The following is a 17,313-nucleotide window of genomic DNA, read 5'->3' as shown; positions in this document are numbered from 1 at the left end:
ACAACCATGGATTTCTCAACAGTCGAACTGTCCGTGGAGGACGAGGCGTTCCGTACCGAGGTACGAGAGTTCCTGGGACGCATCGTCACCGAGGATGTCATTCGGCATGACCGCGAAACCGGCGACAACTTCCACGAGGGCGTGCACCTGGCCCTGGGCGCGGCCGGCTACCTGGAGAAGGAATTCAAGCCCGAGGCCGACGGCGGCTTCTCCCGGGTGCAGTCACGCATCTGGCAATTGGAGAAGCGACGCGCCGAGGTGCCGTGGGTGACCTGGGGGACCACCGTCATGATCGCCCGGTCGGTGGCGAAGTTCGCGTCCCCGGAGATCCGCGACGATGTGCTGCGCGGGGTTTTCGACGGCACCGTGCGAATGTGCCTGGGTTACACCGAGCCTGAGGGCGGGTCGGATGTCGCCACCTGCAAGACCCGCGCGGTGCGTGACGGTGACCAATGGGTGATCAACGGATCCAAGATGTTCACCACCGGTGCGCACAACTGCCAGTACGTCTTCCTGATCACCAACACCGATCCGGAAGCACCGAAACACAAGAGCCTGACCATGTTCCTGGTGCCGCTGGACTCCGACGGCATCGAGATCCAGGGCATCCGCACCATCGACGGTGACCGCACCAACATCGTCTACTACTCCGACGTGCGGGTCGACGACAAGTACCGGCTCGGTGATGTCAACGGTGGCTGGACGGTGGTGCGGGAGCCGCTGGATGCCGAGCACGGGGCGGTCGCGGCCGCCGACGACGGCCTGGCCGATGTCGCGATCATGATGCACCAGGCCGGATTCATGGCCGAGGCGGCCGACAATGTGGCTGCACTCGTCGGCAGGTCCGGTGCCGTCGACGATGGATCGGTGGCTTACCGCTTGGGGCGCAGTGTGGCTCGCTTGGAGGCGTCCCTGTCGTCACCCAGCATCTTCGGCCGGGTGGCGCTGGCGCAGACCATGCGTGACATTGCCCCGGACCTGATGGATATCGCGGGATCAGTCGCCGCACTGCCGGTCGGGGCCGACGGGGGAGCCGATGACCGCAGTGAGTACGTCTACCGGTTCGCGCCATTGGTGGGCATTTACGGCGGAACGCTCGAAGTGTTCCGCAACATGATCGCCCAGCACGTGCTCGGTCTCGGGAAGCCCAACTACTCAGCTCCCAAGGCGAAGGCTTCCTAGCGCGAGCAGACTACGGGCTGCATTTGCCTCCTCAAGCTTCCGCCAGATGCCGAGCAGACACGAAACTGCCCATTTCACATGTCAAACAGGCAGTTTTGTGTCTGCTCGCGAGCTTGAACGGCCGCTCAGGCGCCGGCGAGCGCCGGCGGTTTGACCGCGCCGGGATCAGGGTTGGCGATGGGCAGTCCCATGAACCGTCGTGCGTTGTCGCCCATGAAGTCGTAGGTGCGGCGAATATCCATGCCCTCGGCGTACTTCCAGAAGCCTTTCGGTTCGGCCAGGCCCTCGGGGTGCGGGTAGTCCGAGCCGAACAGCACCTTGTCCCATCCGACCGTCTCCACCACGTCGGACACGCAGCCTTCCCAGAACGGGCTGACCCAGATGTTGCGACGGAATACGTCGTGCGGATGCTCGGGGAAGTTCTGCGGCATCTTCTTGTACAGGTCTGCGAAATCGTGGAACAGCGGGAAGATCCAGCTGCTGCCGTTCTCGACGCTGGCGATGCGCAGCTCCGGGAACCGGGTCAGCGTGCCGTGGCAGATCAGTGCGGTCAGCATGTCGGCGATCTCGCGGTGTCCCAGCACCATCCACCGGAACGCGCTCTGCGCCATGAAGTTCTGAGTGTGGGGCGGCTCCCACTTGTTGACGTAGTCATCGAGCGGGGGATAGCTGGCGTGCAACACGATGGGTAGGCCGGCGGCCTCGACGTCACGCCAGAACGGGTCGAACTCCGGCAGGGCGGGGGAGCGCCAGCCATGCAGGCCGTTGACCGGACCGGGTTTGATCAGCGCGACCTTGGCCCCGTGGTCGAGGATCCATTCCAGTTCACGTTGCGCCGCATCGACTTCGGACAGATTGATGATAGGTGTCGAGAACACCCGGTCGGCGTGGTTGAAGCTCCAGTGCTCGAGAATCCACTCGTTCAGCGCGTGGACGATCGCCAGCGTGAGCTGAGGGTCGTCGGCGCTGGAGTGCTCGACGAGGCTACCCAGGGTGGGATAGTTCAGGGCCTCGACCACACCCTGGCGGTCCAGCTCCGCGACACGGTCGTCGGGGTTACGGGTGGCCGCGGGTGCGTCGATCGCCTTGCCCTGCATCTCGCGCAAGGTCAATCCCTCGGTGTTCTCGCCGGCGAAGAACTTCTCGTGCGCGCCGGGAGCCGCCACCCGCTCGAAGGTCGGATTCGGGATGAAGTCGGTGACCCGGTTGTTGATCACCACCCGGGTCTGACGGCCGATCTGGGCGTACTGCACCGCACGTGAGTACCTGTCCGGGAGAAACTTCGTCAGCGCCTCACCGGTTTCGTACATGTGCTGGTCGGCATCGAAAATCGGTGCGTCCCTGAACTGTTCGACGGAATGTTCAGTCACGGTGGTGGTTCCTTTTCTCCCGCTCGGCCATGAGAGTCAGAGCGTCAGGACGGTGGCGCCGGCGGTGCCGGGGGCGCCGTAGAGCTGGGCGAAGCCGACGCGGGGATTGCCCGGTACCTGCCGGTCGCCGGCCTGGCCACGGAGTTGCCGTACCAGTTCGTGGATCTGGCGCAGCCCGGAGGCGCCGATGGGCTCGCCGTTGGCGATCAGGCCGCCGTCGGTGTTGATCGGTAGGGAGCCGCCGATCTCGGTGGCGCCGTCGGCCAGCAGCTTCTCCTGGTCGCCGTCGGCGCAGAATCCGCATTCGGCCATGTGGATGATCTCGGCGCCGGCGTCGGTGTCCTGCAGTTGGACGACGTCGACGTCTTCGGGTGCCACACCGGCCTTCTCGAACGCGGCCCGGGCGGCGTACACCGTCGGCGCCACGTCTTCCTCCACCGGTGCGCAGGTGGTGTTGACCTCGTAGGCGCCGTACCGCCGTGTCCGGACTTCGACAGCCTTCAGATACACGGGCTTGTCGGTGTACCGGTGGGCGATGTCCGCGCGGCACATCACCACCGCCGCGGCACCCTCGTCCGGGGCACAGAACATGTACTGGGTCAACGGGTAGTTGAGCATCGTCGAGTTGAGGATGTCGTCCTCGCTGATCGGCTTGCGCCGGAACGCGTTCGGGTTCAGCGCGCCGTTGCGGAAGTTCTTGTTGGCCACCTTGGCCAGGGTGCGCTGCGAGATGTTGTGCTCGTGCAGGTAGCGGTTGGCCTTCATCCCGAAGAACTGGGTGGTGAGGTACTGGCCGTTCTCGGCGTACCAGCTGGGCATCCCGACCAGCGACGGGTCTTCGGTGAACGCGCCGCGGGGGTGCTTGTCCAGGCCGATCGCGATCCCGATGTCGTAGTCACCGAGCCGGATCCCATCGGCACAGGCCTTGGTGGCGCTGGCGGCGGTGGCGCATGCGTTGAACACGTTGGTGAACGGGATGCCGGTCAGCCCGACCATCCCGACGATCGCGTCCGGGTTCGCCACCGTCCAACTGCCGCCCGTTGCAGCTTGGATGTGGCGCCACTCTATTCCGGCATCAGCGACCGCGGCGAAGATGGCGTCCACGCCCATGGCCATCGCGGACTTGCCTTCGAAGCGGCCGAACGGGTGCAGGCCGACGCCGATGATGGCGACGTCATTGGTCATGTTGCGCGGCCTTTCTAGGCGGGCTGGAAGGCGAAGGTGACAATCTCCACCGGGTTGTCGGGGTCGTCTTCGTCCGTTGTAAGTGGAATCATGGTGAGTTCGACGTCCATGCCGAATTGCAGTTTGGCAGGGTCGTTTTCGGTGAGGCGGCCTTCGACGCGGATGACGGGTCCGGTGTCGTCGGCGAGTTCGACGAGGCCGACGCCGAAGGGAACGAAGTTCTTGCCGGTGGGTCCCTTGTAGGGGGCGCCGGGTGGGAAGCCCTGGGTGGTCCAGGCGATGACGGTGCCGCGGCGGGGGAGCAGCGTTTCGGACGTGTTGGCTCCGCTGCATCGTGGGCAACGAGGCTGGGCCGGGAAGGTGGTGGCGGTGCAGTCGGTGCAGCGGCTACCGATCAGCTGAGGTTCGGCGTCCGGCCACGTCGAGATCTCCGGCGCGAGGGCCTTCTGCATACGTTCGATTCCTCCGTGTTCGGCCGAAAATGTTTAGCAACTGTAACTCTTACAGTAACGTAGTCCAAGTGATCGAGCGTGAGGCCGAGCCCAAGGTGACGTTCTGCCGGATCTGCGAGCCGCTGTGCGGCATGATCGCCACCGTCGAGGGCGGCACGCTCACCGCACTTCGCCCAGATAAGGACCACCCACTGTCGGCCGGATTCGCCTGCCAGAAGGGCATCGCGTTCACCGAGGTCGTCAACGACCCCGATCGGATCACGACACCGCTGAAGCGCACTGTGGGCGGCTTCGAACCCGTGAGCTGGGACGAGGCCCTGGATGACATTGCCGCCCGGCTCGACGTCATACACCGGCGGCATGGTTCTGGCGCCGTCGCCTGGTACATGGGCAATCCCGCAGCCTTCAGTTATTCGCATCTGTTCGCCGCGATGGCCTTCGCCAAGGGCGTCGGCGGCGACAGTCATTTCTTCAGCTCATCCACCCAGGACACCAGCAGCCGGCTGCTGGCCAACCAATTTCTGTACGGGGCCCCGTTCCCGGTACCCATTCCGGACCTCACACGTACCGACCTCCTGGTCATGTTCGGCGCGAATCCGGTGGTGTCCCATGGCAGTTTCCTCACTGCGCCGCGGATCAAAGACCGCATGCACGACATCGTGAAGCGGGGCGGACGGGTCGTCGTCGTCGATCCACGGCGCAGCGAGACCGCGGCGCAATTCGAGTGGCTCGGGATCGTCCCGGATGCCGATTCCTGCCTGTTGTTGTCGATCCTGCAGGTGCTGTTCGCCGAGGGGCTCGTCAGTGCCCGGGCCCGGACCCAGGCCGACGGGCTGGACTGGCTGCAAGCGCAGTCCTCGCGGTTCAGCCCGGAGGCCACCCACCGGCACACCGGTGTCGATCCGGACACCGTGCGCGCGTTGGCGCGCGATCTCGCCGCCACTGAACGAGCCGCCGTGTACGGCCGGCTGGGTACCTGCGTCGGGCGCAACGGCACATTGACCACTTATCTGCTCGACGCGGTCAACCTCGTCGCGGGCAACCTGGATACCCCGGGCGGGAGCGTATTCAGCACGTTGGGCATCCCGGGACAGAAATGGGGATCGCTGGCAATGGGCGCTTCCCTGCGCCGCAGCTACCGGAACAAGCGGACGCGGGTCGGCGGCCTGCCGCTGGTCATCGGGGCGGAACCCGCCGCATTCATGGCCAAGGAGATCACGACGCCGGGTCGGCGGCAGGTCAAGGCGATGTTCATCGGTGCAGGCAACCCGGTTCTTTCGGTGCCCAATGGCTTGGAACTGGAACAGGCATTGGAATCCTTGGACCTGTCGGTCGGCCTGGATCTCTACGTCAACGAGACCACCGCGCACTGCGACTACGTGTTACCCGTGACGACGATGTACGAACGCGACGACTTCGCCGTCACGTTCCAGATGTTCCAGGCCACGCCGTTCCGGCAGGCCACCGACGCGGTGGTGGCACCGCGGGGCCAGGCTCGCACCGAGTGGGACATCGTCGTCGATCTGATCGCCCGAATGAAGGTGCGCACACCGGTTTTCGTGGCCCTTCGGCTGGCGGTCAAACGGGCCGCACGACGCGGCCAGAGGCTCAGCCCGCGGCCGATGATCGACACGATGATCCGGATGGCAGACGGCGGTGACCGCTTCGGGCTGCGCCGGGGCGGGTTGACGTTCCGCCGGCTGGCCGAACACCATCCGCACGGTGTCGTGGTGGCGCCGAACATCCGCACGGGTGTGCTGGGCGAGGTCGTGGTGTATCCGAAGGGGCGGGTTCGGCTGGTGCATGACGACATCGCCTCTGAGATCGCCGCGCTGTCACGACGCGCCGACCCGGATGGATATCCGCTCCGCATGATCGGCATGCGGGAACCGCGGTCGGAGAATTCCTGGCTGCACAATTCCCCGTTGCTCATGCGTGGCAAGAGGATTCATCGTGCGCTGATGCACACCGAGGATGCTGCGACGCGTCGCCTGGCCGATGGCGACGCGGTGCGCGTACGGTCGCCGTACGGCCAGATCGACATTGCGCTGTCGCTCACCGATGACATCATGCGCGGGACGGTCGCGATACCGCATGGGTGGGGGCACAAGGGAAGTGGGCAGTGGCGGATCGCCAACCAGGGGGGCGGCGCCAACGTCAACCAATTGACGTCGAGCGAGCCCGCCGACGTGGAGGCGTTGGCCGGCATGTCCTGGCTGACCGGAGTGCCGGTGCAGGTCGAGCACGCCTGACCTTCCCGCGAAACGGCATTCCGGCAGGCCCGTTCTCGAACTTTCTCTGCTGGAATGCGGTTTCGGCGACTGGGTATATTACTGTAAGTGTTACGGTTGTCGGCGTGAGCGAAGTCGTGGATGAGGCCGTCACCAGTGTGGACATCGGTCGGCGTGCCGCAGGCCGGGCCGAAAAGCGCATGCTCATCGACGGCGAACTGGTGGCCGCAGCCTCCGGTGCCGAATTCGACAACCTCAGCCCGGCCACCGGTCTTGTCCTCGGGACCACCGCGGCGGCCGGAGCGCGGGACATGGATGCCGCGATCGGCGCGGCCCGGCGCGCGTTCGATGACTCCGACTGGAGCACCAACCGCGGCTTGCGTCAGCGGGTACTGGCTCAACTGCAGGAGGCGATCGAATCCGAAAAGGACGATCTGCGTGAGGAGTTGATCGCCGAGGTGGGTTGCCCGGTGATGACGACGCAGAACGCTCAGCTGGACTGGCCGCTGGCCGATGCGTTGCGATACCCGGCCAGGCTGATCGACGAATTCGAATGGGAGCGCACCCTCGACGGCGGCGGGCTGTTCGGTGAGCGCAACGCCCGCACGGTGGTCAAGGAGGCTGTCGGTGTGGTCGCCGCGATCACCCCGTCGAACTTCCCGATCGAGGTGATCCTCAACAAGCTCGGGCCCGCGCTGGCCGCCGGCAATACCGTGGTGCTCAAACCTGATCCGAACACGCCGTGGAACGCCACCAGGTTGGGCCGGCTGCTCGCCGAGCGCACCGACGTCCCGCCCGGTGTGGTCAATGTGGTGCCCACGCGGTCCAACGAGGTGGCCGGGCAGCTGGGCACCGACCCACGCGTCGACATGGTGTCGTTCACGGGGTCGACTGCGGTCGGCAGGCATTTGATGCGAGTCGGCGCCGACACCATGAAGCGCACCTTCCTTGAACTCGGCGGCAAGTCGGCGATGATCGTGCTCGACGACGCCAAGCCCGGCCACATCATCCCCGGGGCGATCGGTGCCTGCGTGCACGCCGGACAGGCCTGTGCAGCCAACACCCGGATGCTGTTGCACCGCAGCCTGTTCGACGAGGCGCTCGCCAACGTGACGATGGCCTTCGGCGCGGTCCCGGTCGGTGATCCCGCCTTGCCGACCACTCTGGTCGGCCCGCTGATCAGTGCGGCCCAGAAGCAACGCGTGCTCGACGCGATCGACGGCGCCCGCCGCGACGGCGCCGACATCGCAGTGGGCGGCGGGGTGCCCGATGGATTGCCCGAGCATCTGACCGACGGGCATTTCGTCGCACCCACCGTCATCGTCGGGGCCGATCCCGGATCGGCCATTGCCCAGGACGAGGTGTTCGGACCGGTGTTGGTGATGCTGCCGTTCGATGACGACGACGAGGCGGTGCGGATCGCCAACGACAGCGCATTCGGTCTCGCGGGGGCGGTGGTGTCGGCCTCGTCCGAGCGGGCGATGGGGATCGCGAGACGGATAAGGACGGGGGCAATTGGTGTCAATGGCGGTATGTACTACGGCGCCGACGCCCCGTTCGGCGGGTACAAGAACAGCGGCGTCGGAAGACAGTGCGGGATTGAGGGGTTCGCGCAGTACACCGAGACCAAGACGATCGGCTGGCGCCTGCCCCGGCAGTAAGTCCCTGCGGAGAAAAGCTACCCGTGGACGGTGGTGAACAGCTCCGCGCGATCGAGGATGCTGTCGAGAATGTGGTCGAAGTTGCCATCGTCGGCCATGCCGATGCGATAGCCGCGCCCGGGAATCGAGGCGATCAGTGGCGTCGCGTCGGCATCGATCACCTGCTCCCAGTACTCGCGGGGGAACTGTCCTTCTGCGGGGCGGCTCTGCAAGCGTTGCAGCACGGCCGAACTGCGCACGAGCACGGAGATGGCCGTATAGGTGTCGAAGGCCTGCTTGGCCGTGAGCCCCGCGGCTACCAGCGCGGCGACCGGCTGTTCGAGCTTCTCCAGCGCGGTGCGGGCCGCCGGCACCCCCCGGGTACCGCGGATCAGGATGAGGTCGCACATGATCGGATTCGAGTTGAACATCTCGCGCATTCGATGGGCATGTGCCCGCAGCGATTCGCGCCAGGTGCCGGCGTCGATGGACGGCACGCTCAAGTCGTAATCGAGCAGGACGCGTTCGGTCATCGCATCGAGGAGCTGATCTTTGCGGCGGAAGTACCAGTAGATGCTGGTGACGCCGACATCGAGATGGCGGGCCAGCTGGGGCATGCTGAGGTTGTCGATCGACACCTCGTCGGCGATTTCGAATGCACCACGCAGGATTTCGTCGACGCTGATCGACCCGCGTTCGCGGCGCCGGCGACCGTTGGTGTGCGCGGGACTGGCCATGGCTTCGTCCTTCACCGGATCGGTTCGAACGTGACGGGAATGGCGGTGGGGGAGCGGAATGGCTGACCGAAGATGTGGGGGTCGTCCTCGGTGATCAGTTTGAGGTTGCGTATCCGGCCGAGCAGGCTCTCCATGGCCACCCGCGTTTCCATCCGGGCCAGGTGCAAGCCCATGCAGGTGTGCTCGCCGGCGGCAAAGGTGATGTGCGGCACCCGTTTCCGGAAGATGTCGAACTCCTCGGCCCGGTCCCAGCGGTTCTCGTCGCGGTTGGCCGACCCCATGCAGACGTCGATCACCGCGCCGGCCGGGAGCGCGACACCCTCGAGTTCGGTGTCCCTGGTGGCCGAGCGTTGCACGGTGGTGAGCGGTGTCTCGAAACGCAGCCCCTCTTCGATGGCCTGGCCGATGAGCTCGTGGTCGGCCTGGACCGCGGTGAATTGACCAGGGTGGGTGAGCAGCAGGTACAGCAGATTGCCCGACGAGCGATAGGTGGTCTCCAGCCCGGCGGGCAGGAGCAACCGCAGGAACGAGTAGATGGCCTCGTCGGTCAGCTTCTCGCCGTCGATCTCCGCGGTGACGAGGTCGCCGATGATGTCATCGGTGGGTTTGGAGCGGCGCAATTCGATCTGCGCGAGGAAGTAGTCCTTGAGAGCGGCGGAGGCTTCGAAGGCGCGCTTGTACTTGACCGTGTAGCTGATCAGCTCGACCGCGCGCTGCCGGAACCACGGCAGGTCTTCCTCGGGCAGGCCGAGCAACCTGGAGATCACCCTGGTGGGGAACTCGAAGGTGAAGTCGCGTACCAGATCGGCGGTGCCGGCTTCGACGAACTCGTCGACCAGGGCCTCGCAGATCGGGCGGACGATCTCGGGTTCCCAGCGCTGCAGCGAACGTGACTTGAAGGCGGCCGAAACCAGGTTGCGGTGTTCGCGGTGGGTCTTGCCCTCCATGGCCAGGATGGACGGGCCGATGAACAGTCCGATGGTGTTGTCGTAGATCTTCGAATTGAACGACTTGCCGTCCCGGAACACGGTGTTGACCGCGTCGAACGAGACCGCCGCGAATTGGTGTTCCGGCAGTAGTGATTCCGGTGTCTTCGACCAGTCCATCACCGAGCCGCGGAACACCCCGTGTTGGGCACGGTGTCGCGCGAATATGGGGTAGGGGTCGTGCAGCAGGGTGGCGGTGTCGACGGCAGAGTCGTCGACGGCCAATCCCTGAACGTCACTTTCCACAGTTCACCCCACCATTTGGAACCCATCCGCTTCGCTGGTGCATATTACTGTAAATATTACAGTAATGAAATCGGCGTGGTTCAGAGTGTGATCGGGGCCCCGTTGCTCATCGATGCGATGAAGCCCGCATCGACCTGGATGTCCTGACCGTTGATCCAGCGCGCCTCGGGGGAGGCCAGGAAGGCGATCAGTGGAACCACGTCGTCGACGGTGGCGTGCCGGCCGACGGTGGCCCGCACCAGGTCGAGTACGTCTTTGCCCATCGTCTGTTCGAAGTCGGTGAGGATAGGGGTCTCGACCGGGCCGGGGCTGACGGTGTTGACCCGCACCCCGTATTTGCTCCACGCCGGACCCGCGATCCGCTTGGCGAACAGGATCGCGGCCTGTTTGGACGTGGTGTAGACCGGGAAATCGGGATCCTGCCCGGTCTGCCACTGCGCCACCGCATCTCCGTCGGTGAGGTCGAGGAGCCCGTCGAGAATGTCGATGCGCTGTTGCCAGCCCAGGGCGGCGGTCGAGGCCACGGTGACGATCGAACCGCCGTGCCGCAGCAGTGGCAGCATGCCTTCGGCCACCAATCGCATACCCAGATAATTGACCTTGAGGACGTCGGCTGCCGGCGCGGTGCCCGGGACGCCCGCCACATGGGCGAGCATGTCCCAGCCTTCGCCGATCTCGCTCAGCAGTCGGGAGATGTCGGCGGCGTCGCGGAGATCGCAGGTGGCGTGCTCCGACGCGGGGGTGTCGTTGGGTCGCACGTCGACCGCGAGCACGTGGTCACCCCGCTCGAAGAAGTGTGCCGCGGTGGCGGCTCCGATCCCGGATCCGGCTCCGACGACGACGATCCTGCGTGCGCTCTCAGGCATGCGCCAACCTCTCACTGAATGAACGACAGTAAGGACGACTGTAAACAATTCAGGCTGGTCGGACAATCGGCTGCGACCTGCGTGGTGGGTGCTACCGTTAGCCTTACCGGAGGCAGCTTCGGCAGTGTACGGACGCCCGGGCGAGGAGACGGATTCGAATGAGCGCGATCGACGAGCGTGCGGCAGTGCAGCCGCAGCGCGACGGCCTCGATGAGCTGCTGGCCGCCCAGCGCCGGTCCTTCATCGCCGATGGTCCGCCCGATGTCGCGCTGCGCCGCAACCGCATTGACCGCCTGCTGGCGATGATCCTCGACAATTCAGAGGACTTCGTCGCCGCCACCGCTGCGGACTACGGATCGCGATCGCGCTCGGCGGCGTTCTTCGCCGAAATCTTGGGCATGCTCTCGGTCATCGAGCACACCAGGGCGCACATCCCGCAGTGGATGCGCGCGACGAGACTGATGCGGGCCGCCCGGTTCGCCGGGTTGCGCGCCGAGGTACTGCCGAGCCCGCTCGGCGTGGTCGGAATCATCGGACCATGGAACTTCCCGATCCAGTTGACGGTGCTGCCCGCGGCGGCGGCCTTCGCGGCCGGCAACCGGGTGATGATCAAGATGTCCGAGGTCACCCCGCGCACTGCCGAGTTGATGGCCGCCACCGCCCCGAAGTATTTCGACGCGACCGAACTGCGGGTCGTGACCGGTGGTCCGGAGGTGGCCGCCGAGTTCTCCGGTCTTCCGTTCGACCACCTGTTCTTCACGGGGTCCCCGTCGATCGGAGCGTTGGTGGCGCGCGCGGCAGCGGCCAATCTCGTCCCGGTGACGTTGGAGCTGGGTGGCAAGAACCCCGTGGTGGTGGCGCCCGGAGCCGACATCGAGCGGGCGGCGAACCGAATCGCCCAGGCGCGCATGGTCAATGGCGGCCAGGTCTGCGTGTGCCCGGACTATGTGTTCGTGCCGGATGCTCAGGTGGACCGGTTCGTCACGGTGGCGCGCAAGACGCTGAGCAATCTGTTTCCCACCATCGTCGGCAATCCCGATTACTGCTCCTCGGTCAACGCCGCCAACTTCGACCGGGTGGTCGGTCTCATCGCCGACGCGCGTGCCCACGGCGCCCGAATCGACTCCGTGGTGCCCGCGGGGGAGGTGCTGCCCGACCCGGGCTCACGCAAGATCGCCCCGACCATCGTGCGTGACGTCGACGATCAGATGCTGATCGCGAACGAGGAGGTGTTCGGGCCGGTGCTGGTGGTCCGCGGCTACTCCCGCCTCGCCGAGCCGATCGACCACATCAACGCCAACCCGTCCCCGCTGGTGGCGTACTGGTTCGGCCCCGACGACGCCGATTTCCGTCACTTCGTCGGTCACACCCGCAGCGGTGGGGTCGCCCGCAATGACTTTGCCGCGCACATGATCCCGTCCGACGCGCCGTTCGGAGGGGTCGGCCGTAGCGGAACTGGTGCCTACCACGGCAAAGCAGGCTTCGACGCGTTCAGCCACTACCGCACCGTGGTCGGCAGCGACCTGCCGTTCAGCGTCACCGGGCAGGCGGCCCGGCCGTTCAGCGCTTCCATGAGGGTAAGCGCGGACCTCAGCCTGCGCCGGGCCCGCAACCGAACCGCGGCCCGACTCAGGAAGTTTCGCTGACGGCCTGCTCGCGAGCCCACCGGTAGTCGGCCTTGCCGGCCGGGCTGCGCTCGATGACCGGACGGAACACCACGGCTTTGGGCAGCTTGTAACGGGCGATCGAGGTTTCGGCGTGCCCGATGAGTTCGTCGGCCGTGGCTTCGGCGCCGTCGGCGAGCGCAACAATGGCCACCACCTCCTGTCCCCAGCGCTCACTGGGGCGGCCGGTGACCACCACGTCGCGTACCGCGGGATGCGATGCAATCGCGGATTCGACCTCCTCGGCGAAGATCTTCTCCCCACCGGAGTTGATCGTCACCGAATCGCGACCGAGCAATTCGATCGCGCCGGTGTCGAGGTGGCGGGCGCGGTCACCCGGCGTGGCATAGCGAACCCCGTCGATCACCGGAAAGGTCGCCGCGGTCTTGGCGGCATCGCCCTTGTAGCCCAGCGGCACGAATCCGCGTTGCGCCAGCCAGCCCAGCCCATCGTGGCCGGCGGGCAGGACCGCGGTGAAATCCTCGGTCACCACGCAGGTATCGGGCCCGGCGTTGAAGGTGCCGGTCGACACCGCGCCCGGGGCCGACATGTGGCTCATCTGGGCGCCGGTCTCGGATGACCCGACTCCGTCGACGACGATGAGATTCTCCTTGGCGTCTATGAGTTGCTGTTTGACGTAGGGCGTCAACTGCGCGCCGCCGTTGGCCACCACTGACAGTGAGGACACATCCGCTGTCCCTGCCCTGATCGCATCGAGCAGGGGCCGGGCCATCGCGTCGCCCACCACCGTGGCCACCAACACCTGTTCGCGTTCGATGGTGCGCACCACGTCGTCGGCATCGAAACGGTCGACCACACTGGGGAATACGACGGTCTGCCCCGTGGTCACCGCCGTCATCACACCCCATTGGGCCGCGCCGTGAATCAGCGGCGGCAGGATGAGCAGCTTGGTACCCGGGTTGTCGACCGCACGCCCCACGATCTCCTCGACGGATTGTGATTTCTCACCGGTCACCATGTTGCGGCCGCCGAACGCGGTCATGAAGATATCGTGCTGGCGCCACAAAACCCCCTTGGGCATTCCGGTCGTTCCGCCGGTGTAGAGCACGTAGAGATCGTCAGGGCTGGGTTCCACAGGAGGAGCTGCCAACGTCGTGTTGGCGACGATCGTCTCGTAATCGACTGCACCGTCGAGCAGTTCGTTGCCCGAGTCGTCGGCGATCTGGATCAGTACCCGCAGCGCCGGAAGATCAGACAGGATCTCGGCCACCCGGGGTGCGAAGGCTGCGTGGTACACCAGCGCGGTCGCGCCGGAGTCGGCGAGCAGGTACTGCAATTCGTTCTTGACGTAGCGGTAGTTGACGTTGAACGGGGCGACGCGGGCCCGGAATGAGCCGAGCAGGGACTCGACGAACTCCGGTCCGTTGTAGGCGTAGATGCCCAGTAGGTCTTGCCCTACCTCGTGACCGGCGAGCTCGCCGCGTTCGGTTTGTGCGCCCAGCCCGCGCGAATGCAGGTATGCCGCCAGTCGGTTCGACCGCTCCACGATCTGGCGGTAGGTCAACCGCCGATCGCCCTGCACGATCAGCGGGCGGTCGCCGATGGCCGTGGCGACGGCTTCTGCGACAGCCGGAACGGTGAACTGCACGGTTTCTCCTATTGGCGGATCAGCGCTGCCACGCGTGCAGCAGGCGGTCGGTCGTGGTGACGGTGGCGAGAAGGGACAGGGTGTTGTCAATGACCGCGTCGGCGTAGGCGGTCGGGATTCCGGCCACCGCATCCCGCGGCAGGACCACCCGGTACCCGGCGTTGACCGCGTCCATCACCAGGTTGGTGATCGCGATGTTCACCGAGACTCCGACGGCCACGATGGTGCGCACCCCGAGGTTGCGCAGGATGGCGTCCAGATCGGTGCCGCCCATCGGGCCCAGGCCGTGCCAACGAGACAGCACGAGATCGTCTGGTTCCGGACCGAATTCGGGCAACAGCGCAGCGCCGGGACTGCCGGGCAGGATGCCGACGTCGTTACGGCCGATCGCGAAGATCTTGGCGTTGTGATTGGAACCCAACCCATCCGGGCGTCTCTGCACCAGGCAGTGCACCACCCGGGCGGAGGCGGCGCGTGCCGCCGGCAACAGCTTGCCGATGTTGGGCAATGCCTCTCGGCGGGCCTCGTCGGCCAGCGCGGCCAACCCGGCGTCGGGGCCGACCACCGCGCCCTGACATTCCTGGGTGACGATGGCGGTGTGTTCGGGCGCGACGAGTTCGGTCAGGTCGATCTTCATGCGTGCGCAACGCTGTCGGCGGGAGGGACCTCGTAAAACTGGGTGGCCCACTTACGCATCGCCATATACGGTTTCGCGTCGATCTTGGCCAGGGGCGGGTGTTCGACGTACTTCTGGTAGCGCCAGATGTCGCAGTCCTCCCACACTGTCTTGAGGAACTGCTTCTCGACGTGTCGGCGCACGTGTTCCGGGGGTATGTCGGACCCGGCAGCTGTACCCGATTCTTTAGGCCACCAGATGGAATAGAACATGTCCGACACCTCGTCGTCGACGGGGGTGCAAGCGAAGATCAACCGGTGATTCGACGAGCCCTCGAAGGCGCTCATCGCGAACCCCAGGCCGGAGAAGTGACTGTGAATCCGCAGCGCCATCTTGTCCGGATCGTCACTACGGGCGTCGGGCCAGCCCGTCAGGAACCGCCATTCCTCGTCGACGTGTTCCCAGTGCAGGCAGACCGGAGTGACGGTGGCGCCGTGCACATATCGGAAATGGGAACTGTCCGGACCGTTTTCGGCGACGATCTGGGGGTGCACCGGGATCGCATCGGCTCGGCTGGAGAACTCCGGGTAGGGCCGGTAGTACGCATTCGGGTCGGTTTCGAACTGCGGGAACTTGTGGAAGATGTCGGGCAGTTCCCACTGCGGTTCTTTACCGTCGGGCTGGTACCACATGAAGATGCAGCCGTATTGCTCCTTGACCGGGTAGGACCGCAGCCGTAGCCCGCGGTTGGGCTTGTCGGGCTGGTAGGGAATGTAGGTGTTGTTACCTTCGGGGCCCCACCGCCAGCCATGGAACGGGCACTCCACGCAGTCGCCGACCACCTTGCCGCCGTGCCCGATGTGCGCACCCAGGTGCTTGCAGTGGGCTTCGAGTACGTGCAGCTCGCCGGACTCGTCGCGGTAGGCGGCGAGGTCCTCGCCGAAATACTTCAGCGCCTTCACATCGCCGACCTCATACTCGGCCGACCAGCCGATCATGAACCAGCCGGTGACCTTCCAGGTGAACGGCACTTTCATGGACAGCTGCCTTCCTGCATCAGTGCTCTCGCATTGGCTACGGAATACATTACAGTAGAGCTTTCTGCACGGGAAGCGAACACGGGTGGGGTGCCGAACGGCGACGTTGATTCTACTGAATGGCTTACGGTAGCGTTTACAAATAAGCCGCCCGGTCCAACGCGGTGGGTGAACTGTCAGGGGTTGTTTCACGGACCGTGACTCGCTCACGGGGGCGGAGAAGGATTATCGATGACTGCGGCGACGGTGGTGTTCGACCCGTTTTCTCAAGACTTCTTCAACAGTCCCTACGAGATGTACCGGCAGATGCGTGTGCACGCACCCGTCTACTACAGCGAGCGATATGACTTCTACGCGCTGACCCGTCATGAGGATGTCGCCGCGGCGTTCAAGGACTACGAGACCTACTCCTCGGCCTATGGCGTCGACCTCGCGCAGGTGCGCAAAGGCGATGTCACCGAGCATGGTTCGATCATCGCGATGGACCCGCCGGCGCACCGCCGGATGCGCAGTCTGCTCAACAAGGTCTTCACGCCGCGCGCGATCCAATCCAAGCGTGAACTCGTCACCGAGCTGATCGACAAGCATCTGTCGGCGGTCGACCCGGCCGGGTTCGACTTCGTTCAGGACTTCTCCGCCCTCTTTCCCGTCGACGTGATGACCACGCTGCAGGGCGTCCCCGAAGGAGACCGTCAGCAGATCCGGCTGTGGATCGACGATCTGCTGCACCGGGAAGCCGGAGAGATCGAGATGGGTGAGGTCGGCATCAAATCCGCCGTCGACATGGCGATCTATTACTTTCGGCTGATCAAGAAGCGCCGCCATGAGCTCGGGGACGACTTGATCAGCCAGCTGATCGAGTCGGAGATCGAGCGCGACAACGGTGAGATGGAACCGCTGACCAACATCGAGATCACCGAATTCGCCACGCTTCTCGGTGGTGCCGGCGCGGAGACGGTCACCAAGCTGCTCGGCAATGCGGCAGTGGTGTTCGCCCAGAATCCCGGAGAATGGCAGAAGTTGCTCGACGACCGCAGCAAGGTGCCGCTGGCCGTGGAGGAACTGCTGCGCTACGAAGCGCCCGCGCAGTACAACGTGCGGCGCTCGATGCGCGAGATCGAACTACACGGCGTGACGATTCCGGCAGGCAAACCGGTGTTCCTGGTGGGTGGGTCGGCCAACCGGGACCCGGAGGCGTGGACCGAACCGGACCGGTTCGACATCGACCGCGATCGTTCGCAAGCGCAGAATCTGGGTCTGGGCTACGGAATTCACAGCTGTCTGGGGGCGGCGCTGGCCCGGCTGGAAAGCGTGATCGCCTTGGACAAGATGCTGGACTTCATGCCGCGCTACGAGGTGGACTGGGAGGGCTGCAAGCGGGTGAACATGCAGAATGTCGCGGGCTGGAGCAATGTGCCGGTTCGGGTCCTGGACTGAGCACGAGTGAGCCACGCCGGAGATATAGTGCACCGCAGTCGACCAGGAGGTGGCC

At 65.4% G+C, this 17,313-nt stretch carries 14 protein-coding genes; 5 read left to right on the top strand and 9 right to left on the bottom strand.

Annotated elements, in window-relative coordinates; genetic code table 11:
- Nucleotides 1-6 precede the first annotated feature (6 nt).
- Nucleotides 7-1,182: an acyl-CoA dehydrogenase family protein gene (locus G6N57_RS26345; RefSeq protein ID WP_077743779.1), complete on the top strand. Its 1,176-nt coding sequence runs from the start codon at nt 7-9 to the stop codon at nt 1,180-1,182.
- A 125-nt stretch (nt 1,183-1,307) separates the two neighbouring features.
- On the opposite strand, the gene G6N57_RS26340 is transcribed toward G6N57_RS26345, so the two are convergent.
- The 3 genes from G6N57_RS26340 to G6N57_RS26330 form a co-directional block, all read right to left on the bottom strand.
- Nucleotides 1,308-2,492 carry an amidohydrolase family protein gene (locus G6N57_RS26340; protein ID WP_077743901.1) on the bottom strand — a complete coding sequence of 395 codons (1,185 nt, stop codon included), beginning with the start codon at nt 2,490-2,492 and terminating at the stop codon, nt 1,308-1,310.
- A 96-nt stretch (nt 2,493-2,588) separates the two neighbouring features.
- On the bottom strand, nt 2,589-3,737 hold the full coding sequence (locus tag G6N57_RS26335) for a thiolase family protein (protein WP_077743780.1): 1,149 nt from the start codon (nt 3,735-3,737) through the stop codon (nt 2,589-2,591).
- 14 nt (nt 3,738-3,751) lie between these two features.
- Nucleotides 3,752-4,189, bottom strand: a complete 438-nt coding sequence (locus tag G6N57_RS26330; protein ID WP_077743781.1) for a Zn-ribbon domain-containing OB-fold protein — start codon at nt 4,187-4,189, stop codon at nt 3,752-3,754.
- A 29-nt stretch (nt 4,190-4,218) separates the two neighbouring features.
- Here G6N57_RS26330 and G6N57_RS26325 point away from each other — a divergent pair, with 29 nt between their 5' ends.
- Entirely contained in the window at nt 4,219-6,441 is a 2,223-nt protein-coding gene (locus G6N57_RS26325) for a molybdopterin-containing oxidoreductase family protein (protein ID WP_077743782.1), read from the top strand.
- Between the two features lie 104 nt (nt 6,442-6,545).
- Nucleotides 6,546-8,081, top strand: a complete 1,536-nt coding sequence (locus G6N57_RS26320) for an aldehyde dehydrogenase family protein (RefSeq protein WP_077743783.1) — start codon at nt 6,546-6,548, stop codon at nt 8,079-8,081.
- A gap of 17 nt (nt 8,082-8,098) precedes the next feature.
- On the opposite strand, the gene G6N57_RS26315 is transcribed toward G6N57_RS26320, so the two are convergent.
- From G6N57_RS26315 to G6N57_RS26305, 3 genes are all read right to left on the bottom strand, one after another.
- The gene (locus G6N57_RS26315) at nt 8,099-8,797 is read right to left on the bottom strand and encodes a TetR/AcrR family transcriptional regulator (protein WP_077743902.1); all 699 of its coding nucleotides are present in this window, start codon (nt 8,795-8,797) and stop codon (nt 8,099-8,101) included.
- 11 nt (nt 8,798-8,808) lie between these two features.
- Entirely contained in the window at nt 8,809-10,029 is a 1,221-nt protein-coding gene (locus G6N57_RS26310) for a cytochrome P450 (RefSeq protein ID WP_077743784.1), read from the bottom strand.
- Nucleotides 10,030-10,109: 80 nt separating this feature from the next.
- A complete protein-coding gene (locus G6N57_RS26305) occupies nt 10,110-10,895 on the bottom strand; it encodes an SDR family oxidoreductase (protein WP_077743785.1) in 786 nt (261 codons plus the stop codon).
- A gap of 158 nt (nt 10,896-11,053) precedes the next feature.
- Between G6N57_RS26305 and G6N57_RS26300 the strand changes: the two genes are divergently transcribed.
- Nucleotides 11,054-12,541: an aldehyde dehydrogenase family protein gene (locus G6N57_RS26300; protein WP_077743786.1), complete on the top strand. Its 1,488-nt coding sequence runs from the start codon at nt 11,054-11,056 to the stop codon at nt 12,539-12,541.
- On the opposite strand, the gene G6N57_RS26295 is transcribed toward G6N57_RS26300, so the two are convergent.
- Genes G6N57_RS26295 through G6N57_RS26285 form a run of 3 tightly spaced genes read right to left on the bottom strand, consistent with a single transcriptional unit; the run spans nt 12,525 to nt 15,821 of the window.
- On the bottom strand, nt 12,525-14,180 hold the full coding sequence (locus G6N57_RS26295; protein WP_077743903.1) for a medium-chain acyl-CoA ligase Mig: 1,656 nt from the start codon (nt 14,178-14,180) through the stop codon (nt 12,525-12,527). The two genes, G6N57_RS26300 and G6N57_RS26295, sit on opposite strands and share 17 nt — an antisense overlap.
- Before the next feature lie 7 nt (nt 14,181-14,187).
- Nucleotides 14,188-14,805, bottom strand: coding sequence for a cysteine hydrolase family protein (locus tag G6N57_RS26290; protein WP_077743787.1), 618 nt, complete (start codon nt 14,803-14,805; stop codon nt 14,188-14,190).
- Complete coding sequence (locus G6N57_RS26285; protein ID WP_097925998.1) at nt 14,802-15,821, bottom strand: Rieske 2Fe-2S domain-containing protein; 1,020 nt, start codon at nt 15,819-15,821, stop codon at nt 14,802-14,804. Before G6N57_RS26285 ends, G6N57_RS26290 begins: the two co-directional genes overlap by 4 nt.
- A gap of 231 nt (nt 15,822-16,052) precedes the next feature.
- Here G6N57_RS26285 and G6N57_RS26280 point away from each other — a divergent pair, with 231 nt between their 5' ends.
- Nucleotides 16,053-17,258: a cytochrome P450 gene (locus G6N57_RS26280; RefSeq protein ID WP_077743789.1), complete on the top strand. Its 1,206-nt coding sequence runs from the start codon at nt 16,053-16,055 to the stop codon at nt 17,256-17,258.
- Nucleotides 17,259-17,313 lie beyond the last annotated feature (55 nt).

Origin of the sequence: Mycolicibacterium boenickei (assembly GCF_010731295.1) — a bacterium.
In the GTDB taxonomy this organism is placed as follows: domain Bacteria; phylum Actinomycetota; class Actinomycetes; order Mycobacteriales; family Mycobacteriaceae; genus Mycobacterium; species Mycobacterium boenickei.
This window is presented reverse-complemented; position numbering and strand designations above follow the sequence as displayed.